The following is a 23,189-nucleotide window of genomic DNA, read 5'->3' on the forward strand; positions in this document are numbered from 1 at the left end:
TCCTCCCTTTAAGGCTGCGTTTTCACCATTGCTTGTAACCCTGGTGAAGATGGTACAAAATGGACCCAAGACTTTCCTGGTACTAGCTTTACAGGCTCCCCTGATTGCTCAACAGCCGTTGGTATTCCATTCACATTAGCCCATTTGACTTCCCTCAAATAGCCATTTTGAAATACATACGCATTTCCACCAGAAGTTAAATCAATTGTTTGGCGGCCAATATCATCAACTATTTGGTGATCCATTTCAAAAAATAGAACATTTGCCAATGTTAATGCTTCGCCGGTTAACATATCTTTTGTGTCCACGCCAGCCGATTGTCGTTCATAGTGATTACTTTGATGATCATACACATACGAATTGTGGAAATCTTCATTATTTCCGTAGTAAATGTCAACTTGACTTGTTTCAACGCCTATTTTACCACGTTCATCGGCTTCATAAAAAGCCTGAAGTACTTTTTCACTGTAATTCATTGAAGCGCCTACCATTTCAGCACCTTTTATTATCTTTTCTGATGTAATATATGAATTGTGCGGAGCAACTCGTTCACTTGAACGTTTAAAAAGTATACCATCATAAGCCATTCCATTGATATTGTCGACTACTCGATTATCGAGCATAGTTTTCGCCTCTGGACTATAACCATGAGCTACATAAAAGGCATCGAATCCTTTTGCCATATCGATAAAATAGGAGCGTGCACTACGAACAGGTCCTATATTTTCAGGTAGCTCACTTTGATAAACTGCTAAAAAGCGAGTCACATTACCTTCTGCCAGCATCTCATAAATGATATCAGCTGCAGCTAACCCTGATTGCGGGCGGGCGGCTGGATGATTATTAATCGTCACGATAATAGGCCGCTGGGTTATTTCTTCTTGTATTGCCTCTCCTGTAAGCGGGGCTACGAATGCTGGTTGCTGCACTTGATCATCCACCACGGTTTCTTCCTGTGCTACAGTCTCATCTTCTTCTTTGACCTTTGGTGTATCCTTCGAGCATCCTCCGATCACTAAAGCGCTAAATGCCATAGCCATTAATAACTTCCTTGATTTGAACACAAGCATTACTCTCCTTTGAACATTATATATGAAAGTAACTGTTTACACTTTCATACATTAGCGCATAACAGCAGGTAATAATAACTTATTCTTCATCACATCGAAAATCCCTTTTGGTGTTATACGAATATATGGTAAATGAGTGGACTGTAAAAATAATAGTGTGTAAATAGCATCACCTAATTGATACCCACGATCAGCTAAAGCTTGCTTTAAAGCTTTTTCTTTCTCTGTTAGCGTCAATACATCCCCATCATATAAAAGTCCACCAATGGATAATGGTATATCTGCTATGACTTCCCCTTTTTCTACAAGGACGATACCACCATTCATGGCCTTCATTTCTTCGAAGGCTGTGATCATATCTTCTTTATTTTTTCCGATTAATAAAATATCGCCTGTGTTTGAGTAGGACGATGCAAAGCCTTGAACACCTGTTGCAAATCCTTTAATCATTGTATTAACATGCCAGTGACCTTGTCGGTTTATTAACATTAAATAGCACTCATCGTGATCAGCCAGTTGCCCTTCTCTAGTAATTAATGAATTATACGGTTTTGTAATGACATCATTCACAAGCTCAATTCCAAAAGGCATTGAAAACTGGAAATCTTGTGAGTCTAATGAAAAATCTAAATTGAACGCAGGGATAGCAGAATAATCAATTGTTGCCAGTCTATGAACACGTTCTCCATCACGTTTTAGCCAAACACCTTTTGATAGGACACTTTCTGGTACAGGATGATATTCATCTTGTAAAATATTTAGTGAGGCAAAGCGGCCTGTCGCGATAAAACCATGTAAATTGGACATATTATAATAGCGTGCGACATTATACGAAGCCATTTGGTAGGCATCAATTGGAGAAACTCCTGCATCTAAGGCTACTTGAATGCATTTATCCATCACTCCATCCTCATGGAACGAAGGTGGTGAACCATCTGTTGTCATCATTAGATGATCAAAAATCGGAAGCTCTTTTTCTACGATTCCTTTTAATAGATGCGGTAAATCTGGTCGAATGGATGAATGACGTAATGTAACAGCATAGCCTTGCATTATACGACGTTCCACTTCTTCCACTGTCATCGCTTCATGATCGCCATCTGCACCAAGAAGTTTCATACGAGCTAAAGTTCTCTCTGAGGCTCCTGGGAAATGACCTTCGATTTTTTTACCTAGTCCCTTTGCCATTTGCATGCGATACAGCATTTGATCGTCCCCATGTAACAGCTTAGGCCAGCCTGTCAACTCCCCACCAAGCAAAACATCGCTTCGCTCTAACCATTCTAATATAGATGTGTTAGAGAATACCTCTTCCTCCTGCTCCAATTCGGTTTGCGAATCAAAGCGAGTCCACCAATAAAAAGAAAACGGTAACTTTTTCAAATGATCTAAAATTGAAAACGCTTTCTTATTTTCTAAATTTAAAACAAAACTTAAATTATCGGAAATAAAAGTCGTTGTCCCTAGCTGACCACAAAAATCTGCAAAGGATTGTGGATGATACAACTGGAAAGGATGCACATGTGGCTCAATATAGCCTGGTACAATTGTTTTTCCTGTACAATCCACTACTTCTGTTCCTTCTATTAAAGGAGGCATTCTGTCACCAGCATAGACAATGCGGTCCCCTAAAATCCAAATGTTCCCTACTATCCACTGTTTCAGCATACTATGCAAATACCTTGCATTTTTCAACACAATATCAGGTGCCTTTTTTCCATCAATTACTGCTAATTGCTGACGTATTTTTGTAATTTTCCATACTGGATCCATGCTATTCGCTCCTTCCTAAAATTACGTAATTTTTCATTGTGTAAAACCAATTTGGAATCACATACTACTATTGCATATCGCATACTTTCATAAAATTTATGCTTTATGCAATCATCTTGTTTCAATCGTAACACAGCACTTTCATAAAGCAAAGTGCACCTCGCTTATTTTTTCCACAATGACTAAAGGAGGAAGTATTATGATGCAGCAAGCAAATTTAAGCGAAAAAAATGCATTTTGTCGTTTTGCCATGGGTACAAGTTTGACAGCATTTGGTATCGCTAAAGTTTCAAGAAATCCTAATTGTACAAAAGGTCGATTGATGATTGCATTAGGAGCCATGAAAATGGCAGAAGGACTCTTTAAATATTGTCCTACCAAGGCTCTCATGAGCACTAATATGCAAAATGCCATGAATACCTCTATGCAAAGTATGTTCAGTGGGCAAAATTCTATGTCTTCTGAGCAAATCGATAAGCTCATGAAGGATTTCTCTTCTGCAATAGCTGGCAATACTTCAGGTTCACAAGCTACCGCTTCAAAGCAATCTGATACCAGCGCTTCAACCCAAAATTCCTCAACAAGGAGCAATTCTACATCGAATAATGCTCAAAACCCTTCTTAGTCAAAGGAGCCGTCCCAATCTAATTTGGAGACGGCTCTTACCTCTTACGTTTGAAACTTTAAGAGGTTTCATAAGAGGAGTAAAAATATTTTAAATTTTAGTGAAAATAATGATTATTTGAATGTACGCCAGCCAATATCTTGACGGAAGAAAAAGTGATCCCATGTTTCTTTAGCAATGCCATCGTATACTTTTTCCTGTGCTTCCTGTAAAGTAGGCGCTTTAGCTCCAACTAACAGGACACGACCACCATTCCCAACAAATTGTCCATCCACTAATTTTGTACCTGCATGGAATACAGCATATGACTTTGATAGTTCCTCTAAATTCGGTAATGCTTTGCCTTTTTCAACATCGCCTGGATATCCTTCAGCTGCAATGACGACGCCTAGCATAGTATCTTCTGACCATTGCAAATCAAATGGCTGCTCGTTCATCAATGCCATCATAAATGCACCAAAATCGGAAACCATTCGAGGTAAAACTACTTGTGTTTCTGGATCACCAAAACGTGCATTAAACTCAATAACCAGAGGGCCCTTCTCCGTTAAAATTAAGCCTGCATATAAAATACCTGTAAAGGAAGCGCCATCCGCCTCCATCCCTTTAACAGTTGGCTCAACAATCGTTTGGTAAGCAATATCTACAACTTCTTGTGATATTTGTGGTACTGGTGAGTAGGCACCCATCCCACCTGTATTAGGTCCTTTATCACCGTCATACGCACGTTTATGGTCCTGTGCAATCACCATAGGATAAATTTGTCCTTTATGCACAAAGGACATAAAGGAGAATTCTTCCCCGTCTAAAAATTCTTCGATGACAACGCGAGAAGATGATTCACCAAAGCGTTGATTGCCAATCATATCTTGTACAGCTTCAATGGCTTCTTTCTCTGTCATGGCCACAACAACACCCTTACCAGCTGCTAAGCCATCCGCTTTAATAACAATGGGTATGCCCTGTTCTTTAATATAGGCAATAGCTTGTTCTGCTTCAGTAAATGTTTTATGGGCTGCTGTTGGTATATTGTATTTATTCATCACTTCTTTTGCATATGACTTACTACTCTCTATTTGAGCAGCCGTCTTTGTCGGACCAAAAATACGTAATCCACGAGCTGTAAAGAAATCGACAATGCCTTCAGCAAGTGGTTGCTCTGGGCCGACAAATGTTAAAGCAATATCATTTTCCTTGGCAAATTGGGCAAGTCCAGCAAAATCCATTGTGTCAATACTAACAACCTCTACCTCGCCTCGCATTCCGTCATTTCCAGGTGCTACAAATACTTGGTTAACGGTTGGAGAAATGCTAAATTGTCTAGCGATAGCATGCTCACGACCACCACTTCCGATTACTAATACATTCATTTTAGAGAATCCTCCTATTTGTGAGTAAGACCGAGATGAACCCACATCTCGGTCTGTTTTGTGTCAATATTAATTAGTGTTTAAAATGGCGAACGCCAGTAAATACCATAGTAATACCATATTCATTCGCTTTATCGATTGAATCCTGATCTTTAATTGATCCACCTGGCTGAATAATAGCTGTAATACCAGCTGCGGCTGCAGCCTCAACAGTATCACTCATTGGGAAAAATGCATCTGATGCCAATGCAGCTCCTTTTGCTTTTTCACCAGCTTGCTCAAAGGCAATTTTAGCAGCACCAACGCGGTTCATTTGACCAGCGCCTACACCTAGTGTCATTTGAGAATCCGTTACAACAATCGCATTTGATTTAACATGCTTAACAACAGACCAACCAAGTTGCAATGCTTCCCATTCCTGTTTTGTTGGTTCACGATCTGTTACTACCTTTATCTGTGCATTTGCAAAACCATAGCGATCTGGTTCCTGTACAAGAAGACCGCCCTCTACAGATACTACATTAAACTGATCTTGCTTAGCTTGCTCGAACGGAATTGTTAATAGGCGAATATTCTTCTTTTTCGTTAAAATATCGAGTGCCTCTTGTGAGAAAGCAGGAGCAATAATAATTTCTAGGAAAATATGACTTAGCTTCTCAGCAGTTGCTGCATCCACTTCCATATTAAGAGCGATAATTCCACCAAAAATAGACGTTGGATCTGCTTCATACGCTTTATCAAATGCTCCCTCTAGTGTGACACCGGTTCCAACTCCACAAGGATTCATATGCTTTACAGCTACTGCAGCTGGTATTTCAAACTCTTTCACGATTTGCAAAGCTGCATTCCCATCTTGAATATTGTTATAGGATAACTCTTTACCATGTAATTGCGTTGCATAAGCTAATGAGAAATCAGAGCCAAGACGTTTTTGATAAAATGCCGCTTTTTGGTGTGGATTTTCACCATAGCGTAGGTTCTGCTTTAATTCATACGTCATTGTTAAGCTCTCTGGGAACTCTTCTTCTGTCAAATAGTTCGAGATATACGAATCATAGGCGGCTGTGTGACGGAAAACCTTTGCAGCCAATTTACGACGTGTCTCAATTGTTGTGGCACCATCAGCTTTTAGTTCCTCTAATACTATTGCATAGTCATTGCTGTCTACGATGACTGTTACATATTGATGGTTTTTTGCAGCGGATCGTAACATTGTAGGGCCACCGATATCAATGTTTTCAATTGCATCATCCCATGTTACATTAGGCTTTGAAATTGTTTCAACGAATGGATAAAGATTAACACAAACAATTTCTATTGGCTCAATTCCATGCTCATTCATTTGTGCCTGATGAGAGTCATCATCAAATTTCCCTAATAAACCACCGTGAATCATTGGATTTAATGTTTTAACACGGCCATCTAAAATTTCAGGAAACTTCGTTACTTCATCTACTGCTGTTACAGCTACTGCATTGTCCTGTAGCATTTTTTTAGTACCGCCAGTTGATAAAATTTCATAACCTAATGCTACTAATTCCTTTGCAAATTCTAAAATACCATCTTTATTGGAAACACTGATTAATGCACGTTTTGTCACAACAATATCCTCCTAATTTTTATCGTGCTCTTGCACGAACTAACTTGCTGTCAAAGATTTATAGAGTTAGGTGTTGAGTAAGGTTCTCGACCTAACTCCTCCTTCAGTTATTGTAATAATTGCTGTAAAGCCTTTGTATATAATAAATGTTCTTGCTTATGAATCGCAGCTTCTGTTGCCTCTCGATTTCCTTCAATGACAGATACAGCAGCCTGTGCAATAATTGGGCCAGTATCCATTCCTTCATCAACAAAATGCACCGTTACGCCCGTTATTTTCACCCCATGATTCAATGCTTGTCCGATAGCATTTTTCCCAGGAAAGGCTGGTAATAAGGAAGGATGAATATTAACAATTCTCTGTGGAAACGCCGCTAATAATACATCACTGATTAAACGCATATATCCTGCAAGCACAATCCATTTCACATCGTACTCATGTAGAGCATTGACAATTGCTGTCTCGTAAGCTGCTTTCGAGGCAAAATCTTTCGGGTTCAAGGCTAACACTGGAATTTCAAAGTGTTCAGCACGTGTCACTACATATGCACCGGGCTTATCAGTCACAACTAGCTCAACCTTTGCATGCAGTTCCCCACGTTCAATAGCCTCTTGAATGGCTTGAAAATTACTACCGCTTCCTGATGCGAACACGGCAATTTTTGTTGGTGCAGTCATTACACTAAGCTCCCATCATGTGTTCCATTAAACACTACTCCGTCGCCTTTAATAACACGCCCGATTGTATAAGCCTTTTCACCATTTGCTTCTACTGCTTCCTTAACTTTATCAGCTTCTGCTGCTGGAACAGCTATGACAAAACCGATCCCCATATTAAACACATTATATAAATCTTTATCCTCTAACTGACCTTTATCTTTTAGGAATTCAAAGATACGTAATACTGGCCATGAACCTAAGTCAATTTCTGTAGCTAATCCTTCAGGCATCATACGTGGCAAATTTTCATAGAAACCTCCACCAGTAACGTGGGCACAGCCGTGTACATCTGCTGCTTTTAAAGCTGCTAATACAGGCTTAGCATAAAGCTTTGTTGGCACTAATAGCGCCTCGCCGATTGGTCCTAAATCTTCATAGTTTTCTACAATGGCATCCACCGCAAATTGATGATCTGCAAAGACAATTTTACGCACTAAAGAATAACCGTTTGAATGCACACCACTTGAAGCAATACCAATAAGTATATCGCCCTCGACAATTCTTTCTCCTGTCACAATGGCAGACTTTTCACAAGCCCCCACTGCAAAGCCAGCTAAATCATATTCATCTTCTTCATATAAACCTGGCATTTCTGCTGTTTCGCCACCAATTAGAGCTGCACCAGATTGCACACAACCATCCGCAACCCCTTTAACAATTTGCTCAATTTTTGCAGGCTCTGCTTTCCCAAGTGCTACGTAATCTAAAAAGTATAGCGGCTCCGCTCCTTGTGCAACGATATCATTCACGCACATTGCTACACAGTCCACACCAATAGTATCGTGCTTGTCTACCATGAATGCTAGCTTTAGCTTTGTCCCTACACCATCAGTCCCTGAAATAAGAACAGGTTCTTTTAGGTTTAGTTCTGACAAGTCAAACATACCACCAAAGCCACCAAACGTTCCCATGACACCTAGACGGTTCGTACGTTCAACATGAGATTTCATTCGTTTTACAGCTTCATAGCCCGCTTCAATATTTACACCTGCTTGTTCATATGCCTTTGACACGCAGAGTTCCTCCTTATCATCTAAATCGCCTACGAGTATCCTAGAATTCATTTTTCAATCTTCTAGTAGACACAATCCACTGCGATGTTTTTCTTAACGTAAAAGTTCTTTTTCATGTGGTAAGATGGTATCCGGGAAAATCTCTGTTGGATATTTACCTGTAAAGCATGCAAGGCATAGTCCACGGTTTTCATCTTCATATGGACGTGCAATGGTCTCAACCATACCTTCAACAGAAAGGAATGTCAGAGAATCTGCACCAATTACTTCACGAATTTCATCCACTTTATGACTAGAAGCAATAAGCTCTTCATGTGTAGACGTATCAATGCCATAATAACAAGGATTTGTCATAGGTGGGGACGAAATGACCACGTGAACCTCTGCTGCCCCAGCGTCTTTTAACATTTTGACAATTCGACGTGAAGTTGTTCCGCGTACAATAGAATCGTCCACCATAACTACACGTTTACCTTTGACAACTTGAACAACTGGTGAAAGCTTCATTTTCACACCACGTTCGCGTAATTCCTGTGTCGGTTGAATAAAAGTACGTCCTACATAACGATTTTTAATCAGACCAAGTTCGTAAGGAATACCACTTTCTTCTGCAAAACCGATGGCAGCTGAAATACTAGAATCTGGTACCCCTGTTACAACATCAGCCTCAATATGTGCACATTCACGAGCAAGCTGTTTCCCCATACGTTTACGTGCCATATGAACATTAATACCATCAATATCCGAATCAGGACGTGCTAGATATACATATTCCATCGCACACATAGAACGCTTTTCCATATCAGCAAAGCGGTCTGACTTAACGCCCTCATCGTTAATAATTAATAACTCACCTGGTTCTACAGAACGAACGAATTCCGCTCCTATTAAATCAAATGCACAAGTTTCAGAAGCTACTACCCAGCCTTCTCCTAACTTTCCAAGAGAGAGCGGGCGTAAACCATGTGGATCACGTGCAACAAGCATTTCATCCTTTGTCATAATTAAGCAAGAATACGCACCCTTTAATAATGAAAGAGCATTTTTCACCTTAGCCCGAAATGGTGAATGCGAACTTTTCTTAATAAGATGCGCCAGCACTTCTGTATCAGAGCTAGAGTGGAAAATACTACCTTGTCGCTCTAAATACTGTTTCAGATGCGTCGCATTGACTAAGTTACCGTTATGGGCAATGGAAAGGCTACCAGTTGAGGAATGGAATAATAATGGCTGTACATTTTCAATACCGCCACCACCAGCAGTTGTATAACGAACATGGGCAATTGCTGCTTTGCCGTTCACTGCCTTTAATTTATCTTCGTTGAAAACATCATTAACTAGTCCTTCACCTTTTACCGCGCGAAGGTGCTGACCATCGGAAACGACGATACCTGCGCCTTCTTGACCACGATGTTGGAGAGCATGAAGCCCGTAATAACTAAGGTGTGCTGGATTTGGGTTACCCCAAATACCAAACACTCCACATTCTTCATTTAAGCCTCTGAGTTCAGCAAGCATGGGATTGCTCCTTTCCAATTAGAACGGAATTCCTCCACTGTACCTTCTACAAGCACACCTTTGTCCCCGTTGATTTTAACAATTGCATCGTTTGTTACGACACCAATTTTATGAGCATCTTTGATGATTTCGACAAATGTAGCTGCATGTTCTTCTTTAACTGTGACAACAAAACGTGATTGACTTTCACTGAATAACGCAGTTGTAGCAGAACCCGTTAATGTAACCTCAACACCAAGACCATTTGCACTGAAAGTTTTTTCTGCAATAGCCACTGCAAGACCACCTTCAGCCACATCATGTGCAGACTGCACAAGACCAGCTTTTATAGCTTTTAATAAAGCCTGCTGACGTGCTGCTTCCATCTCTAGATCGATAGCCGGAGCTTTCCCAGAAATAACGCCATTATTTAATAATTTTTGAAGCTCTGAACCACCGAACTCAGTAGTTGTTTCACCAATAACAAATACCATATCTCCTGCAGCTTTTACTCCCTGTGTTGTAACATGCGCTAAGTCTTCAATTAGACCTACCATACCAATTGTCGGTGTTGGATAAACGGCTTCACCTGAGCGCTCATTATAAAGCGATACGTTACCGCCAATTACTGGTGCATTCAATGCTGTACATGCAGCCGAAATACCATCAGCAGATTTTTCAATTTGCCAGAAGATTTCTGGCTTCTCTGGATTACCGAAGTTTAAGCAGTCTGTAATTGCAAGTGGTGTACCACCAGTAGCAACAATATTACGAGCTGCTTCAGCCACTGCAATAGCGCCGCCCACTTCTGGATCTAAATAAATATAGCGAGAGTTGCAGTCTGTTGTCATGGCTAAACCTTTATTTGTACCACGTACACGAATAACTGCAGCATCTGAACCTGGTTTAACAACAGTTGACGTACGAACCTGATAATCGTACTGATCGTAAACCCATTCTTTCGAAGCAATTGTCGGTGCTTTTAATAAAGCATTTAATGTTTCTTTATAATCTGTAACAGCTGGCTCTGTATTTTCAATTGCTTGGAACTGAGCATAGTAAGCAGGTTCAGCAGATGGTTTATGGTAAACTGGTGCATCCTCGGCTAACGCATCAGCAGGTACTTCTGCCACTACTTGTCCATTGTGTAAAAGACGAAGCATTTTATCATCTGTTACACGGCCAATTGCTACCGCATCTAAATCATATTTATCAAAAATCGCCTTAATTTCATCTTCGCGACCCTTTTTCACGACTAACAGCATACGTTCTTGAGATTCAGATAGCATCATTTCGTATGCTGTCATACCTGTCTCTCGTTGAGGCACTAAATCTAAATTCATTTCTACACCAGAACCAGCTTTTGAAGCCATTTCTGCTGAAGAAGAAGTAAGACCAGCTGCACCCATATCTTGAATACCAACTAGAGCATCAGATTTTACAACTTCTAAACATGCTTCAAGTAAAAGTTTCTCCATAAATGGGTCCCCTACTTGTACCGCTGGACGTTGGTTTTCTGATTCCTCTGTTAATTCTTCAGAAGCAAATGTCGCACCATGAATTCCGTCTCGCCCTGTTTTCGCACCCACGTACATAACTGTATTTCCAACACCTGCTGCAATACCTCGTTGAATATCTTTATGATCAATTAAGCCTACACACATCGCATTAACAAGTGGATTGCCTTCATAGCAAGGATCAAATTGAATCTCGCCACCTACTGTAGGAATACCGATACAGTTACCATATCCAGCGATCCCAGCTACGACTTCTTCAAATAGATATTTACCGCGCGCTGATTTTAATTCACCAAAGCGTAATGAGTTCAGCATTGCAATTGGACGTGCCCCCATAGAGAAAACGTCACGGATAATACCGCCAACACCAGTAGCAGCCCCTTGGTATGGCTCAATTGCAGATGGATGGTTATGAGACTCCATTTTAAACACTACAGCTTGTTCATCACCGATATCAACAATACCTGCACCTTCCCCAGGTCCTTGTAAAACTTGTGGCCCCTTTGTAGGGAATTTACGTAATACCGGTTTTGAATTTTTGTATGAGCAGTGCTCAGACCACATTACTGAGAAAAGACCTGTCTCTGTCCAATTAGGTAGACGTTCTAAAATACCTTCTACCAATGCAAATTCTTCGTCTGACATCCCCATACCAGCGTATAGCTTTTCATCTTTAATTTGCTGTGCTGTTGGCTCAAACTTAGTTGTTGACATGATTTTCCCTCCACTGCTTCACAATTGATTTAAATACTGCTAAACCGTCTGCGCCACCCACCAGTGCATCAACAGCTCGCTCTGGGTGTGGCATCATCCCTAATACATTGCCGCGCTCGTTTATAATCCCTGCGATATCTTCTAAAGAACCGTTTGGATTGTCACCTGAGTATGTGAATACGATTTGATTATTATCTTTTAGTGATTGTAATGTTTCCTCGTCACAGTAGTAATTCCCTTCACCATGTGCGATTGGGATATGAATAATTTGACCTTGCTCGTATTGGTTTGTGAATAATGTATTGCTGTTTTCCACTTTTAGCTGCACTGTACGGCACATAAATTTCAAGTTTGTGTTGCGTAATAAAGCACCTGGCAATAGCCCTGCTTCTGTTAGAATTTGGAACCCATTACATACACCTAGTACAGGTTTACCAGCGTCTGCTGCTTTCTTAACTTCTGCCATAATGTTAGATTGATTAGCCATTGCACCACAACGAAGATAATCTCCATATGAAAATCCTCCAGGTACTAATACGCCATCAAAGCCACTTAGATCTGTTGCTGTATGCCATACATATTCTACTTCTTCACCTAGCTCGTCTTTAATCGCATGATACATATCGATATCACAGTTTGACCCAGGGAATACGAGTACTGCGAATTTCATGATTAGTTAGCCTCCTCGACTTCATAACGGTAGTCCTCAATTACAACGTTCGTTAAAACCTTTTCACACATTTCTTTTACTAGAGTATCAATGTCACGCTCTGTATCTTTAATTGATAGTTCAAGATATTTACCGATACGTAAATCCTCTACTTCACCGTAGCCCATTTTAACTAAAGAACCCTGTACTGCAGAGCCTTGTGGATCAAGAATGCTCTCACGTAATGTTACATAGATTTTTACTTTTTTCATTGTTATTTGCCTCCGAGTCTAGAAAGTATAATAGTATAAACTTCAGTTAAATTACCAAGGTCTCTACGAAAAACATCTTTGTCTAACTTTTGCTTCGTTGTTGCATCCCAAAGTCGACATGTATCTGGTGAAATTTCATCAGCCAATAATACATGGCCATCTACATCACGGCCAAACTCTAATTTAAAATCAATTAGTGTCACATTGACATCAGCAAAGATTGGCTGTAGAACTTTGTTAATAGCTAGTGCCTTATCGTAAATAGCCGATACTTCAGCAGACGTTGCAAGCTCCAGAACATCTATATGCTCTGTTGTGATGAATGGATCACCTAACTCATCGTCTTTATAGTAAAACTCAACGATTGGTCGTTTTAAAGGTGTGCCCTCTTCAAGACCAATTCGTTTTGCTAAACTTCCTGCAACTATATTACGAACGACTACTTCAATCGGAATAATATCTACTTTTCTTACAAGTTGTTGCGTATCAGATAATTGTTTTACGAAATGTGACGCAATTCCGTTTCCTTGTAATTTTTCGAAAATTAATGAAGTAATGCGATTATTTAAAATGCCCTTACCTTCTATTTCCTCTTTCTTTTCACCATTGAATGCAGTCGCACTATCCTTGTACTCAACAAGCAGCACATTCGGCTCCTCCGTTGTATACAATTTTTTTGCTTTACCTTCATACAAAAGTTGACCTTTAGTCATTCGTTTTTCCCCCTGATATTATGAGATACGCTTTTATGAATGATCAGAATCGAACCGTGTTCCCCACGGTTCAATTCTGAAGCATTTACTGGTGGCTCTAACATTTATTTTGTATTGGCGAAATAAATATTAGTTAAGTCCTAGACGTTCAAAAATCATATCCACATGCTGTAAGTGGTAGTTGTAATCAAAACACTCGTCCAGCTCTTCTTTTGTTAAATAAGATGTGATTTTTTCACTTGCATCGACTAATGTGCGGAACTGTACCTGCTCGTCCCATGCTTGCATAGCTAAAGGCTGTACAGTATCATAAGCTTCCTCACGTACTAATCCTTTATCAATTAATGCTAACAAAATGCGCTGAGAGTAAATAAGACCATATGTGCGAGTCATATTACGTTTCATGTTTTCAGGGAATACTGTCAAGTTTTTTACAATATTACCGAAGCGATTTAACATATAGTTAAGAGTAATCGTTGCATCCGGTAAAATAACGCGCTCTGCAGAAGAATGAGAAATATCACGCTCATGCCATAAAGCGACATTTTCATAAGCTGTCACCATATATCCACGCATTAAACGAGACATTCCAACCATGTTTTCAGAACCGATAGGATTACGTTTATGTGGCATTGCTGATGATCCTTTTTGACCTTTTGCAAAAGCTTCTTCCACTTCACGCGTTTCAGATTTCTGTAAACCACGAATTTCTGTTGCAAATTTTTCAATGGAAGTAGCAATTAAAGCTAATGCTCCTAAATATTGCGCATGACGATCACGCTGTAAAGTTTGTGTTGAAATTGGTGATGCAGCCAGACCTAGTTGATCACAAACATATTGCTCAACGCGAGGATCGATATTGGCATATGTTCCAACAGCGCCAGACATTTTCCCTGTTTCAATTACTTTAGCGGCTGCTTCAAAACGTTCCAGGTTACGCTTCATTTCCTCATACCATAAACCAAGCTTTAAACCGAAAGTTGTTGGCTCTGCATGGACGCCATGTGTGCGGCCCATCATCACTGTATGTTTATGTTCTTTTGCCTTAGCAGCAATAATATCAATGAAATTCACGATATCTTTACGTAAAATATCATTTGCTTGTTTGATTAAATAAGAAAGTGCTGTGTCAACTACGTCTGTAGAAGTTAAACCATAATGTACCCATTTACGTTCTTCACCAAGTGTTTCCGAAACGGCACGTGTAAAGGCTACTACGTCATGACGAGTTTCTTGTTCAATTTCTAGAATACGGTTCACATCAAATGAAGCATTTTCACGAATTTTAGCAACATCCTCTTTCGGAATATCACCTATTTCTGCCCACGCTTCACAAGCTAGGATTTCTACTTCTAGCCAAGCTTGATATTTATTTTGTTCTGTCCATATTGCGCCCATTTCGGGTCTTGTGTAACGTTCAATCATTGCGTATCTCCTTCTATTCTGACCAAATGCCAGAACTCTCGATTTGTTGTAATGTTTCTTCTAAGTTTTTTGTCATAATCGTTACATGGCCCATCTTACGGTTGACCTTAGCTTCAGCTTTCCCATAAAGATGGATAGACCATTCAGGATATTTAGCAATGGAGTTACTCAATGGCACGACATGCTGCCCTAATACATTGATCATAATGGATGGTGCCCAAAGTTCTGGCTTACGTAATGGCCAACCACAAACAGCTCGTATATGCTGATGGAATTGTGAAACATTACACGCCTCTATTGAATAGTGACCTGAATTATGAGGTCTTGGTGCTAATTCATTAATAACAATGCCACCATCTTCTAACACGAACATTTCTACCGCTAACGTTCCTACTAAATGTAAGTAATCAGCAATTTTTAAAGCTTCTCGTTCCGCAGCCTGAGCTGTGCTTTTTGTTATGCGAGCAGGCACAATTGTTTCATGCAGAATATGATGAACATGAATGTTCTCTCCAACTGGCTGACAATACGATTCACCGCTACCATTTCTTTGAACAATGACCGATACCTCTTTTACGAAGTGCACGAATCCTTCTGCTATACATGAAGAATGCGTGAAGAGTTCTTTCGCTAATGGAAGATCTTCAGTTGATTTTAACAGTTGCTGTCCCTTGCCATCATAACCACCTCTTGCTGTTTTGACTATACAAGGATAACCAATCGAATCAATATTGGCTACTAATTCTTCATAAGTTTTTGCAACAATATATGGTGCTACTGGGCAACCAGCTTTCACAATAGCTTCTTTCTCGGTTATACGGTTTTGTGTAATGCGTACCAACTCGGCCCCCTGAGGAACATAAGCCATTTGTGATAAACGTTTTAAGCCTTCATAATCAATATTTTCAAATTCATATGTGATAACATCACTAACTTCTGCAAGCTCTTCTAAAGCAGCTTCATCGTCATATGGAGCTACAATACGAACATCTGCTACTTGCCCACAAGGTGAGTCCATTGCTGGTTCAAGTACAGCAATTTTAAAACCAGACTCCTTTGCAGCAAGAGCCATCATTCGACCAAGCTGTCCCCCACCTATAATACCTATCGTTTGTCCAGGATAAATAATTTTTGTCACACTAAGTCACCTGTGCTTTCTAATACTTGCTGTTTTGTAGCTTCACGTCGAGCATCTAATGTTTCAGCAAGTTCTGCATCTGTCGTTGACAAAATTTGAGCCGCTAGTAAACCTGCGTTTGTTGCTCCCGCTTTCCCAATAGCTACAGTTGCTACAGGCACACCACCAGGCATTTGAACGATGGATAACAGTGAATCAAGCCCATTCAGTGCACGTGATTGAACTGGTACACCGATTACAGGTAAAGTTGTTTTAGCTGCTACCATTCCAGGTAAATGTGCAGCTCCACCTGCCCCAGCTATAATTACTTGTATTCCCCGCTTACGTGCTGTTTCGGCATATTCAAACATTAGATCTGGTGTTCGATGTGCAGATACAACCTTCTTTTCGTACGGTACTTGTAATTCGTCTAAAATATCACATGCATGTTTCATTGTTTCCCAGTCACTTGAACTACCCATAATGACACCGATTTTCGGATTCATAAATTGTCGCTCCTTTTAAACGATAGAAAAATGATCAATTATTGTGCAAGCCTCTATATGAATAGCTCTGCAATTTTTAACTTTTTACAAAGAAAATCCCCAAATAAACTACTCTCTACCTTTACGCGTGAAAGCAGCTTACTTGAGGACTTATTAGGCAAGAATTTGTCAATGTACAAAACCGTACATTGATCTTCTCATAAAAGCCAAAAGTGCTTTCCCGCATAGTCCAGCATTTACGGTGCCGGGTAGAGACACTAGAGCCAATCCTCTAGCATATATGTGGGATTTATTTGTTTTTCCTTATCACATTTTAACAAGGGATCGTATTATCGTCAATGCAAAAATGCGAACATTTTTTAAAAGCTTAAAAAAAACGTTCGGATTTTAGTCAAAATCATTCCGTATCTTGAGTAGGTATAGCTTTAAATTGAATTTTTTGACGTAATAATGTGGGTTCACCATCGACTAAGTGAAAAAGTGGCTCTTCTTTTCGGCCAATAGCCATGTACCCATCATGTCGCATTCTTTCTAAACATTCTTCAATGGACTCGTTTTCTTGTACTTCATACCAAATTTGTTTCTTTCCCAACTGTTTCTCCCTCTCAATAACTTAATTTATTTCCTAGTACTTGTTACTTCATTATACCTTGAGTTGCCTTAGGAAGTGTGCAAGAACTAATTAATTGTTTGTTAAATATAAAAAACTGCAGATGTATATCCGCAGTTATGATTGCCGTTCAGCTAAATCCATACAAAGCTTTTATATAGATGACTAGAAATAGCAGCAATAAACATGAATGTAGGACAACAAGAATGAAACGATACTCTCCTTTAATACCTAAAAGGGCACTAACAATACCTATTCCGCCTAATATAAATGGCATTAACATGCTTATGTCATAGAGGAATTTAAAAAAACTCCCATACCATTTCGTAGAATCATAACCAAACATTAAGAATGTTAGTAGTAGACAAAAAATCGAAAGAGTCGAAAAGATAATCTGCCTCATTTTCATTCCTCCGTCATTCTGATCATGTATTAGTAGGAAGTGCTGTCTATTTTAGTTATCTATTCATCTGTATAAATTTAACTTTTAGTGCATTATACCACTATTTTTTTAGTTGATAAACTAAAAAAAGCCATGGAATATATCCAAGACTTCATAAGTGCCTAGCGACGTCCTACTCTCACAGGGGGAAGCCCCCAACTACCATCGGCGCTAAAGAGCTTAACTTCCGTGTTCGGTATGGGAACGGGTGTGACCTCTTTGCCATCATCACTAGACTATAGTCGGCTTTCAATATACATCGCATTTCTTCGTCAGCTTCTGTCGTTCAGTCAGTCACGTACTTGAGTACGCTCCTTCCCTCTCTCCATTGCTTCCTCGAACTACTCGTATCTTGAAACCCTTCATAAAAGAAATTGTTCTTTCAAAACTGGATAAACGGTTCATTGAAGGTTTCAAACTTTTTTTGGTTAAGTCCTCGATCGATTAGTATTCGTCAGCTCCATGTGTCACCACACTTCCACCTCGAACCTATCTACCTCATCGTCTTTGAGGGATCTTACTTACTTGCGTAATGGGAAATCTCATCTTGAGGGGGGCTTCATGCTTAGATGCTTTCAGCACTTATCCCGTCCACACATAGCTACCCAGCGATGCCTTTGGCAAGACAACTGGTACACCAGCGGTGTGTCCATCCCGGTCCTCTCGTACTAAGGACAGCTCCTCTCAAATTTCCTACGCCCACGACGGATAGGGACCGAACTGTCTCACGACGTTCTGAACCCAGCTCGCGTACCGCTTTAATGGGCGAACAGCCCAACCCTTGGGACCGACTACAGCCCCAGGATGCGATGAGCCGACATCGAGGTGCCAAACCTCCCCGTCGATGTGGACTCTTGGGGGAGATAAGCCTGTTATCCCCGGGGTAGCTTTTATCCGTTGAGCGATGGCCCTTCCATGCGGAACCACCGGATCACTAAGCCCGTCTTTCGACCCTGCTCGACTTGTAGGTCTCGCAGTCAAGCTCCCTTGTGCCTTTACACTCTACGAATGATTTCCAACCATTCTGAGGGAACCTTTGGGCGCCTCCGTTACCTTTTAGGAGGCGACCGCCCCAGTCAAACTGTCCGCCTGACACTGTCTCCTGCCCCGCTAAGGGGCATGGGTTAGAATTTCAATACAACCAGGGTAGTATCCCACCGACGCCTCCTTCGAAGCTGGCGCTCCGAGATCTCTGGCTCCTACCTATCCTGTACAAGTTGTACCAAAATTCAATATCAGGCTACAGTAAAGCTCCACGGGGTCTTTCCGTCCTGTCGCGGGTAACCTGCATCTTCACAGGTACTATAATTTCACCGAGTCTCTCGTTGAGACAGTGCCCAGATCGTTACGCCTTTCGTGCGGGTCGGAACTTACCCGACAAGGAATTTCGCTACCTTAGGACCGTTATAGTTACGGCCGCCGTTTACTGGGGCTTCAATTCGCAGCTTCGCTTGCGCTAACCACTCCTCTTAACCTTCCAGCACCGGGCAGGCGTCAGCCCCTATACGTCACCTTACGGTTTTGCAGAGACCTGTGTTTTTGCTAAACAGTCGCCTGGGCCTATTCACTGCGGCTCTCATGCGCTTGCACGCTCAAGAGCACCCCTTCTCCCGAAGTTACGGGGTCATTTTGCCGAGTTCCTTAACGAGAGTTCTCTCGCACACCTTAGGATTCTCTCCTCGACTACCTGTGTCGGTTTGCGGTACGGGCACCTCTCACCTCGATAGAGGCTTTTCTTGGCAGTGTGAAATCAGGAACTTCGTCCATACGGACTCGCCATCACAGCTCAACGTTACAGTGTGCGGATTTGCCTACACACACGCCTTACTGCTTGGACGCGCATAACCAACAGCGCGCTTACCCTATCCTACTGCGTCCCCCCATTTCTCAAACGGTGAGGAGGTGGTACAGGAATATCAACCTGTTGTCCATCGCCTACGCCTATCGGCCTCGGCTTAGGTCCCGACTAACCCTGAGCGGACGAGCCTTCCTCAGGAAACCTTAGTCATACGGTGGACGGGATTCTCACCCGTCTTTCGCTACTCATACCGGCATTCTCACTTCTAAGCGCTCCACCAGTCCTTCCGGTCTGACTTCAACGCACTTAGAACGCTCTCCTACCACTGACATCGTAGATGTCAATCCACAGCTTCGGTGAATCGTTTAGCCCCGATACATTTTCGGCGCAGCGTCACTCGACCAGTGAGCTATTACGCACTCTTTAAATGATGGCTGCTTCTAAGCCAACATCCTGGTTGTCTGTGCAACGCCACATCCTTTTCCACTTAACGATTACTTTGGGACCTTAGCTGGTGGTCTGGGCTGTTTCCCTTTTGACTACGGATCTTATCACTCGCAGTCTGACTCCCGTGTATAAATATCTGGCATTCGGAGTTTGTCTGAATTCGGTAAACCGGGATGGCCCCCTAGTCCAAACAGTGCTCTACCTCCAGTATTCTCATCACGAGGCTAGCCCTAAAGCTATTTCGGAGAGAACCAGCTATCTCCAAGTTCGATTGGAATTTCTCCGCTACCCACACCTCATCCCCGCACTTTTCAACGTGCGTGGGTTCGGGCCTCCAGTAAGTGTTACCTTACCTTCACCCTGGACATGGGTAGATCACCTGGTTTCGGGTCTACGACCACGTACTATTTCGCCCTATTCAGACTCGCTTTCGCTGCGGCTCCGCCTTCTAAAGCTTAACCTCGCACGTAATCGTAACTCGCCGGTTCATTCTACAAAAGGCACGCTATCACCCATTAACGGGCTCTAACTACTTGTAGGCACACGGTTTCAGGATCTCTTTCACTCCCCTTCCGGGGTGCTTTTCACCTTTCCCTCACGGTACTGGTTCACTATCGGTCACTAGGTAGTATTTAGCCTTGGGAGATGGTCCTCCCGGATTCCGACGGAATTTCACGTGTTCCGCCGTACTCAGGATCCACTCAGGAGAGAACGAACTTTCGACTACAGGGCTTTTACCTGCTCTGGCGGACCTTTCCAAGTCGCTTCATCTAACTCGCTCTTTTGTAACTCCGTATTGAGTGTCCTACAACCCCAAGAGGCAAGCCTCTTGGTTTGGGCTCTTCCCGTTTCGCTCGCCGCTACTCAGGGAATCGATTTTTCTTTCTCTTCCTCCAGGTACTTAGATGTTTCAGTTCCCTGGGTCTGCCTTCAAGACGCTATGTATTCACGTCAAGATACTACGCGATTAAACGTAGTGGGTTCCCCCATTCGGAAATCTCCGGATCAAAGCTCACTTACAGCTCCCCGAAGCATATCGGTGTTAGTGCCGTCCTTCTTCGGCTCCTAGTGCCAAGGCATTCGCCGTGCGCCCTTAATAACTTAACCTATCAGCTTTCAATACACATCACATTTCGTTGTCAGCTTCACTCGTTCATTCAGTCACGTACTGAAGTACGCTCCTTCATTTACTCGATTGCTTCCTAGAACTGCTCGTGTCTTGAAACCTTTTAATGTTATTAAGCCTATAAAAAAACTTAAAAAAATAAATGTGTTTGTTACTATTTCAATGTCGTTTTATCCAGTTTTCAAAGAACAAGTTTTGAAGTATTTCATTCAGAAAGAATGAACCTTCAAAACTGAACGCAAAACGTAATCTTACAAACCCAAGGTTTGTATTCCGAAAATATCCTTAGAAAGGAGGTGATCCAGCCGCACCTTCCGATACGGCTACCTTGTTACGACTTCACCCCAATCATCTATCCCACCTTCGGCGGCTGGCTCCAAAAGGTTACCTCACCGACTTCGGGTGTTACAAACTCTCGTGGTGTGACGGGCGGTGTGTACAAGGCCCGGGAACGTATTCACCGCGGCATGCTGATCCGCGATTACTAGCGATTCCGGCTTCATGTAGGCGAGTTGCAGCCTACAATCCGAACTGAGAACGACTTTATCGGATTAGCTCCCTCTCGCGAGTTGGCAACCGTTTGTATCGTCCATTGTAGCACGTGTGTAGCCCAGGTCATAAGGGGCATGATGATTTGACGTCATCCCCACCTTCCTCCGGTTTGTCACCGGCAGTCACCTTAGAGTGCCCAACTAAATGATGGCAACTAAGATCAAGGGTTGCGCTCGTTGCGGGACTTAACCCAACATCTCACGACACGAGCTGACGACAACCATGCACCACCTGTCACCGTTGCCCCCGAAGGGGAAACCATATCTCTACAGTGGTCAACGGGATGTCAAGACCTGGTAAGGTTCTTCGCGTTGCTTCGAATTAAACCACATGCTCCACCGCTTGTGCGGGCCCCCGTCAATTCCTTTGAGTTTCAGTCTTGCGACCGTACTCCCCAGGCGGAGTGCTTAATGCGTTAGCTGCAGCACTAAGGGGCGGAAACCCCCTAACACTTAGCACTCATCGTTTACGGCGTGGACTACCAGGGTATCTAATCCTGTTTGCTCCCCACGCTTTCGCGCCTCAGTGTCAGTTACAGACCAGATAGTCGCCTTCGCCACTGGTGTTCCTCCAAATCTCTACGCATTTCACCGCTACACTTGGAATTCCACTATCCTCTTCTGCACTCAAGTCTCCCAGTTTCCAATGACCCTCCACGGTTGAGCCGTGGGCTTTCACATCAGACTTAAGAAACCACCTGCGCGCGCTTTACGCCCAATAATTCCGGACAACGCTTGCCACCTACGTATTACCGCGGCTGCTGGCACGTAGTTAGCCGTGGCTTTCTAATAAGGTACCGTCAAGGTACAGCCAGTTACTACTGTACTTGTTCTTCCCTTACAACAGAGTTTTACGAACCGAAATCCTTCTTCACTCACGCGGCGTTGCTCCATCAGGCTTTCGCCCATTGTGGAAGATTCCCTACTGCTGCCTCCCGTAGGAGTCTGGGCCGTGTCTCAGTCCCAGTGTGGCCGATCACCCTCTCAGGTCGGCTACGCATCGTCGCCTTGGTGAGCCGTTACCTCACCAACTAGCTAATGCGCCGCGGGCCCATCCTATAGCGACAGCCGAAACCGTCTTTCAGTGTTTCACCATGAGGTGAAACAGATTATTCGGTATTAGCCCCGGTTTCCCGGAGTTATCCCAAACTATAAGGTAGGTTGCCCACGTGTTACTCACCCGTCCGCCGCTAACGTCAAAGGAGCAAGCTCCTTCTCTGTTCGCTCGACTTGCATGTATTAGGCACGCCGCCAGCGTTCGTCCTGAGCCAGGATCAAACTCTCCATAAAAGAAATTTGATTAGCTCAAATTGTTTTGCTGGCATCAATTTTGATGTCCAAAATTTTGTTTTGTTCACTAGCAAGCTAGCTACTAAAAACTTTATTGATTACGTTTTGCTTGTTCAGTTTTCAAGGTTCATTTGCTAGTTACTTTCAAGTAACTTTTTATAATTTAACATATTGTTAACTTGTTGTCAACGTCTACGTTAATATTTTTTAAGTTGTTCGTTTGTTTCGTAACAACGTGTTTAAATATATCATCATAAAATAAAGTTTGCAAGTGTTTCATTAAAGTAAAACTATTCTTATTATTAAAAAGTGAGTTTCTTCTATATAATGGTGAAAACAACTTTA

The 23,189-nt window shown here is 42.0% G+C and carries 16 protein-coding genes, 3 rRNA genes and 1 riboswitch; of the genes, 1 reads left to right on the plus strand and 18 read right to left on the minus strand.

Annotated features, from left to right (window positions below; all coding sequences use genetic code 11):
* Positions 1-8 precede the first annotated feature (8 nt).
* On the minus strand, positions 9-1,064 hold the full coding sequence (locus MKY88_RS20900; protein ID WP_340814609.1) for a DUF3048 domain-containing protein: 1,056 nt from the start codon (positions 1,062-1,064) through the stop codon (positions 9-11).
* A 57-nt stretch (positions 1,065-1,121) separates the two neighbouring features.
* Entirely contained in the window at positions 1,122-2,843 is a 1,722-nt protein-coding gene (locus MKY88_RS20905) for an adenine deaminase C-terminal domain-containing protein (protein WP_340814610.1), read from the minus strand.
* Between the two features lie 199 nt (positions 2,844-3,042).
* Here MKY88_RS20905 and MKY88_RS20910 point away from each other — a divergent pair, with 199 nt between their 5' ends.
* Complete coding sequence (locus MKY88_RS20910) at positions 3,043-3,468, plus strand: hypothetical protein (RefSeq protein WP_328199979.1); 426 nt, start codon at positions 3,043-3,045, stop codon at positions 3,466-3,468.
* Between the two features lie 113 nt (positions 3,469-3,581).
* Here the strand turns inward: MKY88_RS20910 and purD are convergent, their stop codons facing one another.
* From purD to MKY88_RS20990, 16 genes are all read right to left on the minus strand, one after another.
* Entirely contained in the window at positions 3,582-4,838 is a 1,257-nt protein-coding gene (gene purD, locus MKY88_RS20915; protein WP_258270001.1) for a phosphoribosylamine--glycine ligase, read from the minus strand.
* A 73-nt stretch (positions 4,839-4,911) separates the two neighbouring features.
* On the minus strand, positions 4,912-6,438 hold the full coding sequence (purH, locus tag MKY88_RS20920; RefSeq protein WP_328199975.1) for a bifunctional phosphoribosylaminoimidazolecarboxamide formyltransferase/IMP cyclohydrolase: 1,527 nt from the start codon (positions 6,436-6,438) through the stop codon (positions 4,912-4,914).
* Positions 6,439-6,545: 107 nt separating this feature from the next.
* Positions 6,546-7,115 carry a phosphoribosylglycinamide formyltransferase gene (purN, locus tag MKY88_RS20925; RefSeq protein ID WP_328199973.1) on the minus strand — a complete coding sequence of 190 codons (570 nt, stop codon included), beginning with the start codon at positions 7,113-7,115 and terminating at the stop codon, positions 6,546-6,548.
* Positions 7,115-8,170 carry a phosphoribosylformylglycinamidine cyclo-ligase gene (purM, locus tag MKY88_RS20930; protein ID WP_069482727.1) on the minus strand — a complete coding sequence of 352 codons (1,056 nt, stop codon included), beginning with the start codon at positions 8,168-8,170 and terminating at the stop codon, positions 7,115-7,117. Before purM ends, purN begins: the two co-directional genes overlap by 1 nt.
* Positions 8,171-8,263: 93 nt before the next feature.
* Positions 8,264-9,688, minus strand: a complete 1,425-nt coding sequence (gene purF / locus MKY88_RS20935) for an amidophosphoribosyltransferase (protein WP_008173665.1) — start codon at positions 9,686-9,688, stop codon at positions 8,264-8,266.
* Positions 9,664-11,898 carry a phosphoribosylformylglycinamidine synthase subunit PurL gene (purL, locus tag MKY88_RS20940; protein ID WP_340814612.1) on the minus strand — a complete coding sequence of 745 codons (2,235 nt, stop codon included), beginning with the start codon at positions 11,896-11,898 and terminating at the stop codon, positions 9,664-9,666. Before purL ends, purF begins: the two co-directional genes overlap by 25 nt.
* On the minus strand, positions 11,885-12,568 hold the full coding sequence (gene purQ / locus MKY88_RS20945) for a phosphoribosylformylglycinamidine synthase subunit PurQ (protein WP_069482729.1): 684 nt from the start codon (positions 12,566-12,568) through the stop codon (positions 11,885-11,887). The genes purL and purQ overlap by 14 nt, the downstream gene beginning before the upstream one ends.
* Before the next feature lie 2 nt (positions 12,569-12,570).
* Positions 12,571-12,819 carry a phosphoribosylformylglycinamidine synthase subunit PurS gene (purS, locus tag MKY88_RS20950; RefSeq protein ID WP_069482730.1) on the minus strand — a complete coding sequence of 83 codons (249 nt, stop codon included), beginning with the start codon at positions 12,817-12,819 and terminating at the stop codon, positions 12,571-12,573.
* A 2-nt stretch (positions 12,820-12,821) separates the two neighbouring features.
* Entirely contained in the window at positions 12,822-13,532 is a 711-nt protein-coding gene (purC, locus tag MKY88_RS20955) for a phosphoribosylaminoimidazolesuccinocarboxamide synthase (protein WP_069482731.1), read from the minus strand.
* A 129-nt stretch (positions 13,533-13,661) separates the two neighbouring features.
* Complete coding sequence (gene purB, locus MKY88_RS20960; protein WP_069482732.1) at positions 13,662-14,957, minus strand: adenylosuccinate lyase; 1,296 nt, start codon at positions 14,955-14,957, stop codon at positions 13,662-13,664.
* Between the two features lie 13 nt (positions 14,958-14,970).
* Positions 14,971-16,095: a 5-(carboxyamino)imidazole ribonucleotide synthase gene (gene purK, locus MKY88_RS20965; RefSeq protein ID WP_328199961.1), complete on the minus strand. Its 1,125-nt coding sequence runs from the start codon at positions 16,093-16,095 to the stop codon at positions 14,971-14,973.
* Entirely contained in the window at positions 16,092-16,580 is a 489-nt protein-coding gene (gene purE, locus MKY88_RS20970) for a 5-(carboxyamino)imidazole ribonucleotide mutase (protein WP_025115754.1), read from the minus strand. Before purE ends, purK begins: the two co-directional genes overlap by 4 nt.
* Positions 16,581-16,785: 205 nt before the next feature.
* Positions 16,786-16,884: riboswitch (purine riboswitch) on the minus strand.
* 93 nt (positions 16,885-16,977) lie between these two features.
* Positions 16,978-17,172, minus strand: coding sequence for an NETI motif-containing protein (locus MKY88_RS20975; protein ID WP_069482734.1), 195 nt, complete (start codon positions 17,170-17,172; stop codon positions 16,978-16,980).
* A 580-nt stretch (positions 17,173-17,752) separates the two neighbouring features.
* A 5S ribosomal RNA gene (gene rrf, locus MKY88_RS20980) occupies positions 17,753-17,868 on the minus strand.
* A 188-nt stretch (positions 17,869-18,056) separates the two neighbouring features.
* A 23S ribosomal RNA gene (locus MKY88_RS20985) occupies positions 18,057-20,984 on the minus strand.
* A 308-nt stretch (positions 20,985-21,292) separates the two neighbouring features.
* Positions 21,293-22,844: ribosomal RNA gene (locus tag MKY88_RS20990) — 16S ribosomal RNA — on the minus strand.
* The 16S, 23S and 5S rRNA genes sit together here, the layout of an rRNA operon.
* Between the last annotated feature and the right edge of the window lie 345 nt (positions 22,845-23,189).

The sequence above is a fragment of the Lysinibacillus sp. FSL R7-0073 genome, from assembly GCF_038009065.1.
Lineage (GTDB): Bacteria > Bacillota > Bacilli > Bacillales_A > Planococcaceae > Lysinibacillus > Lysinibacillus fusiformis.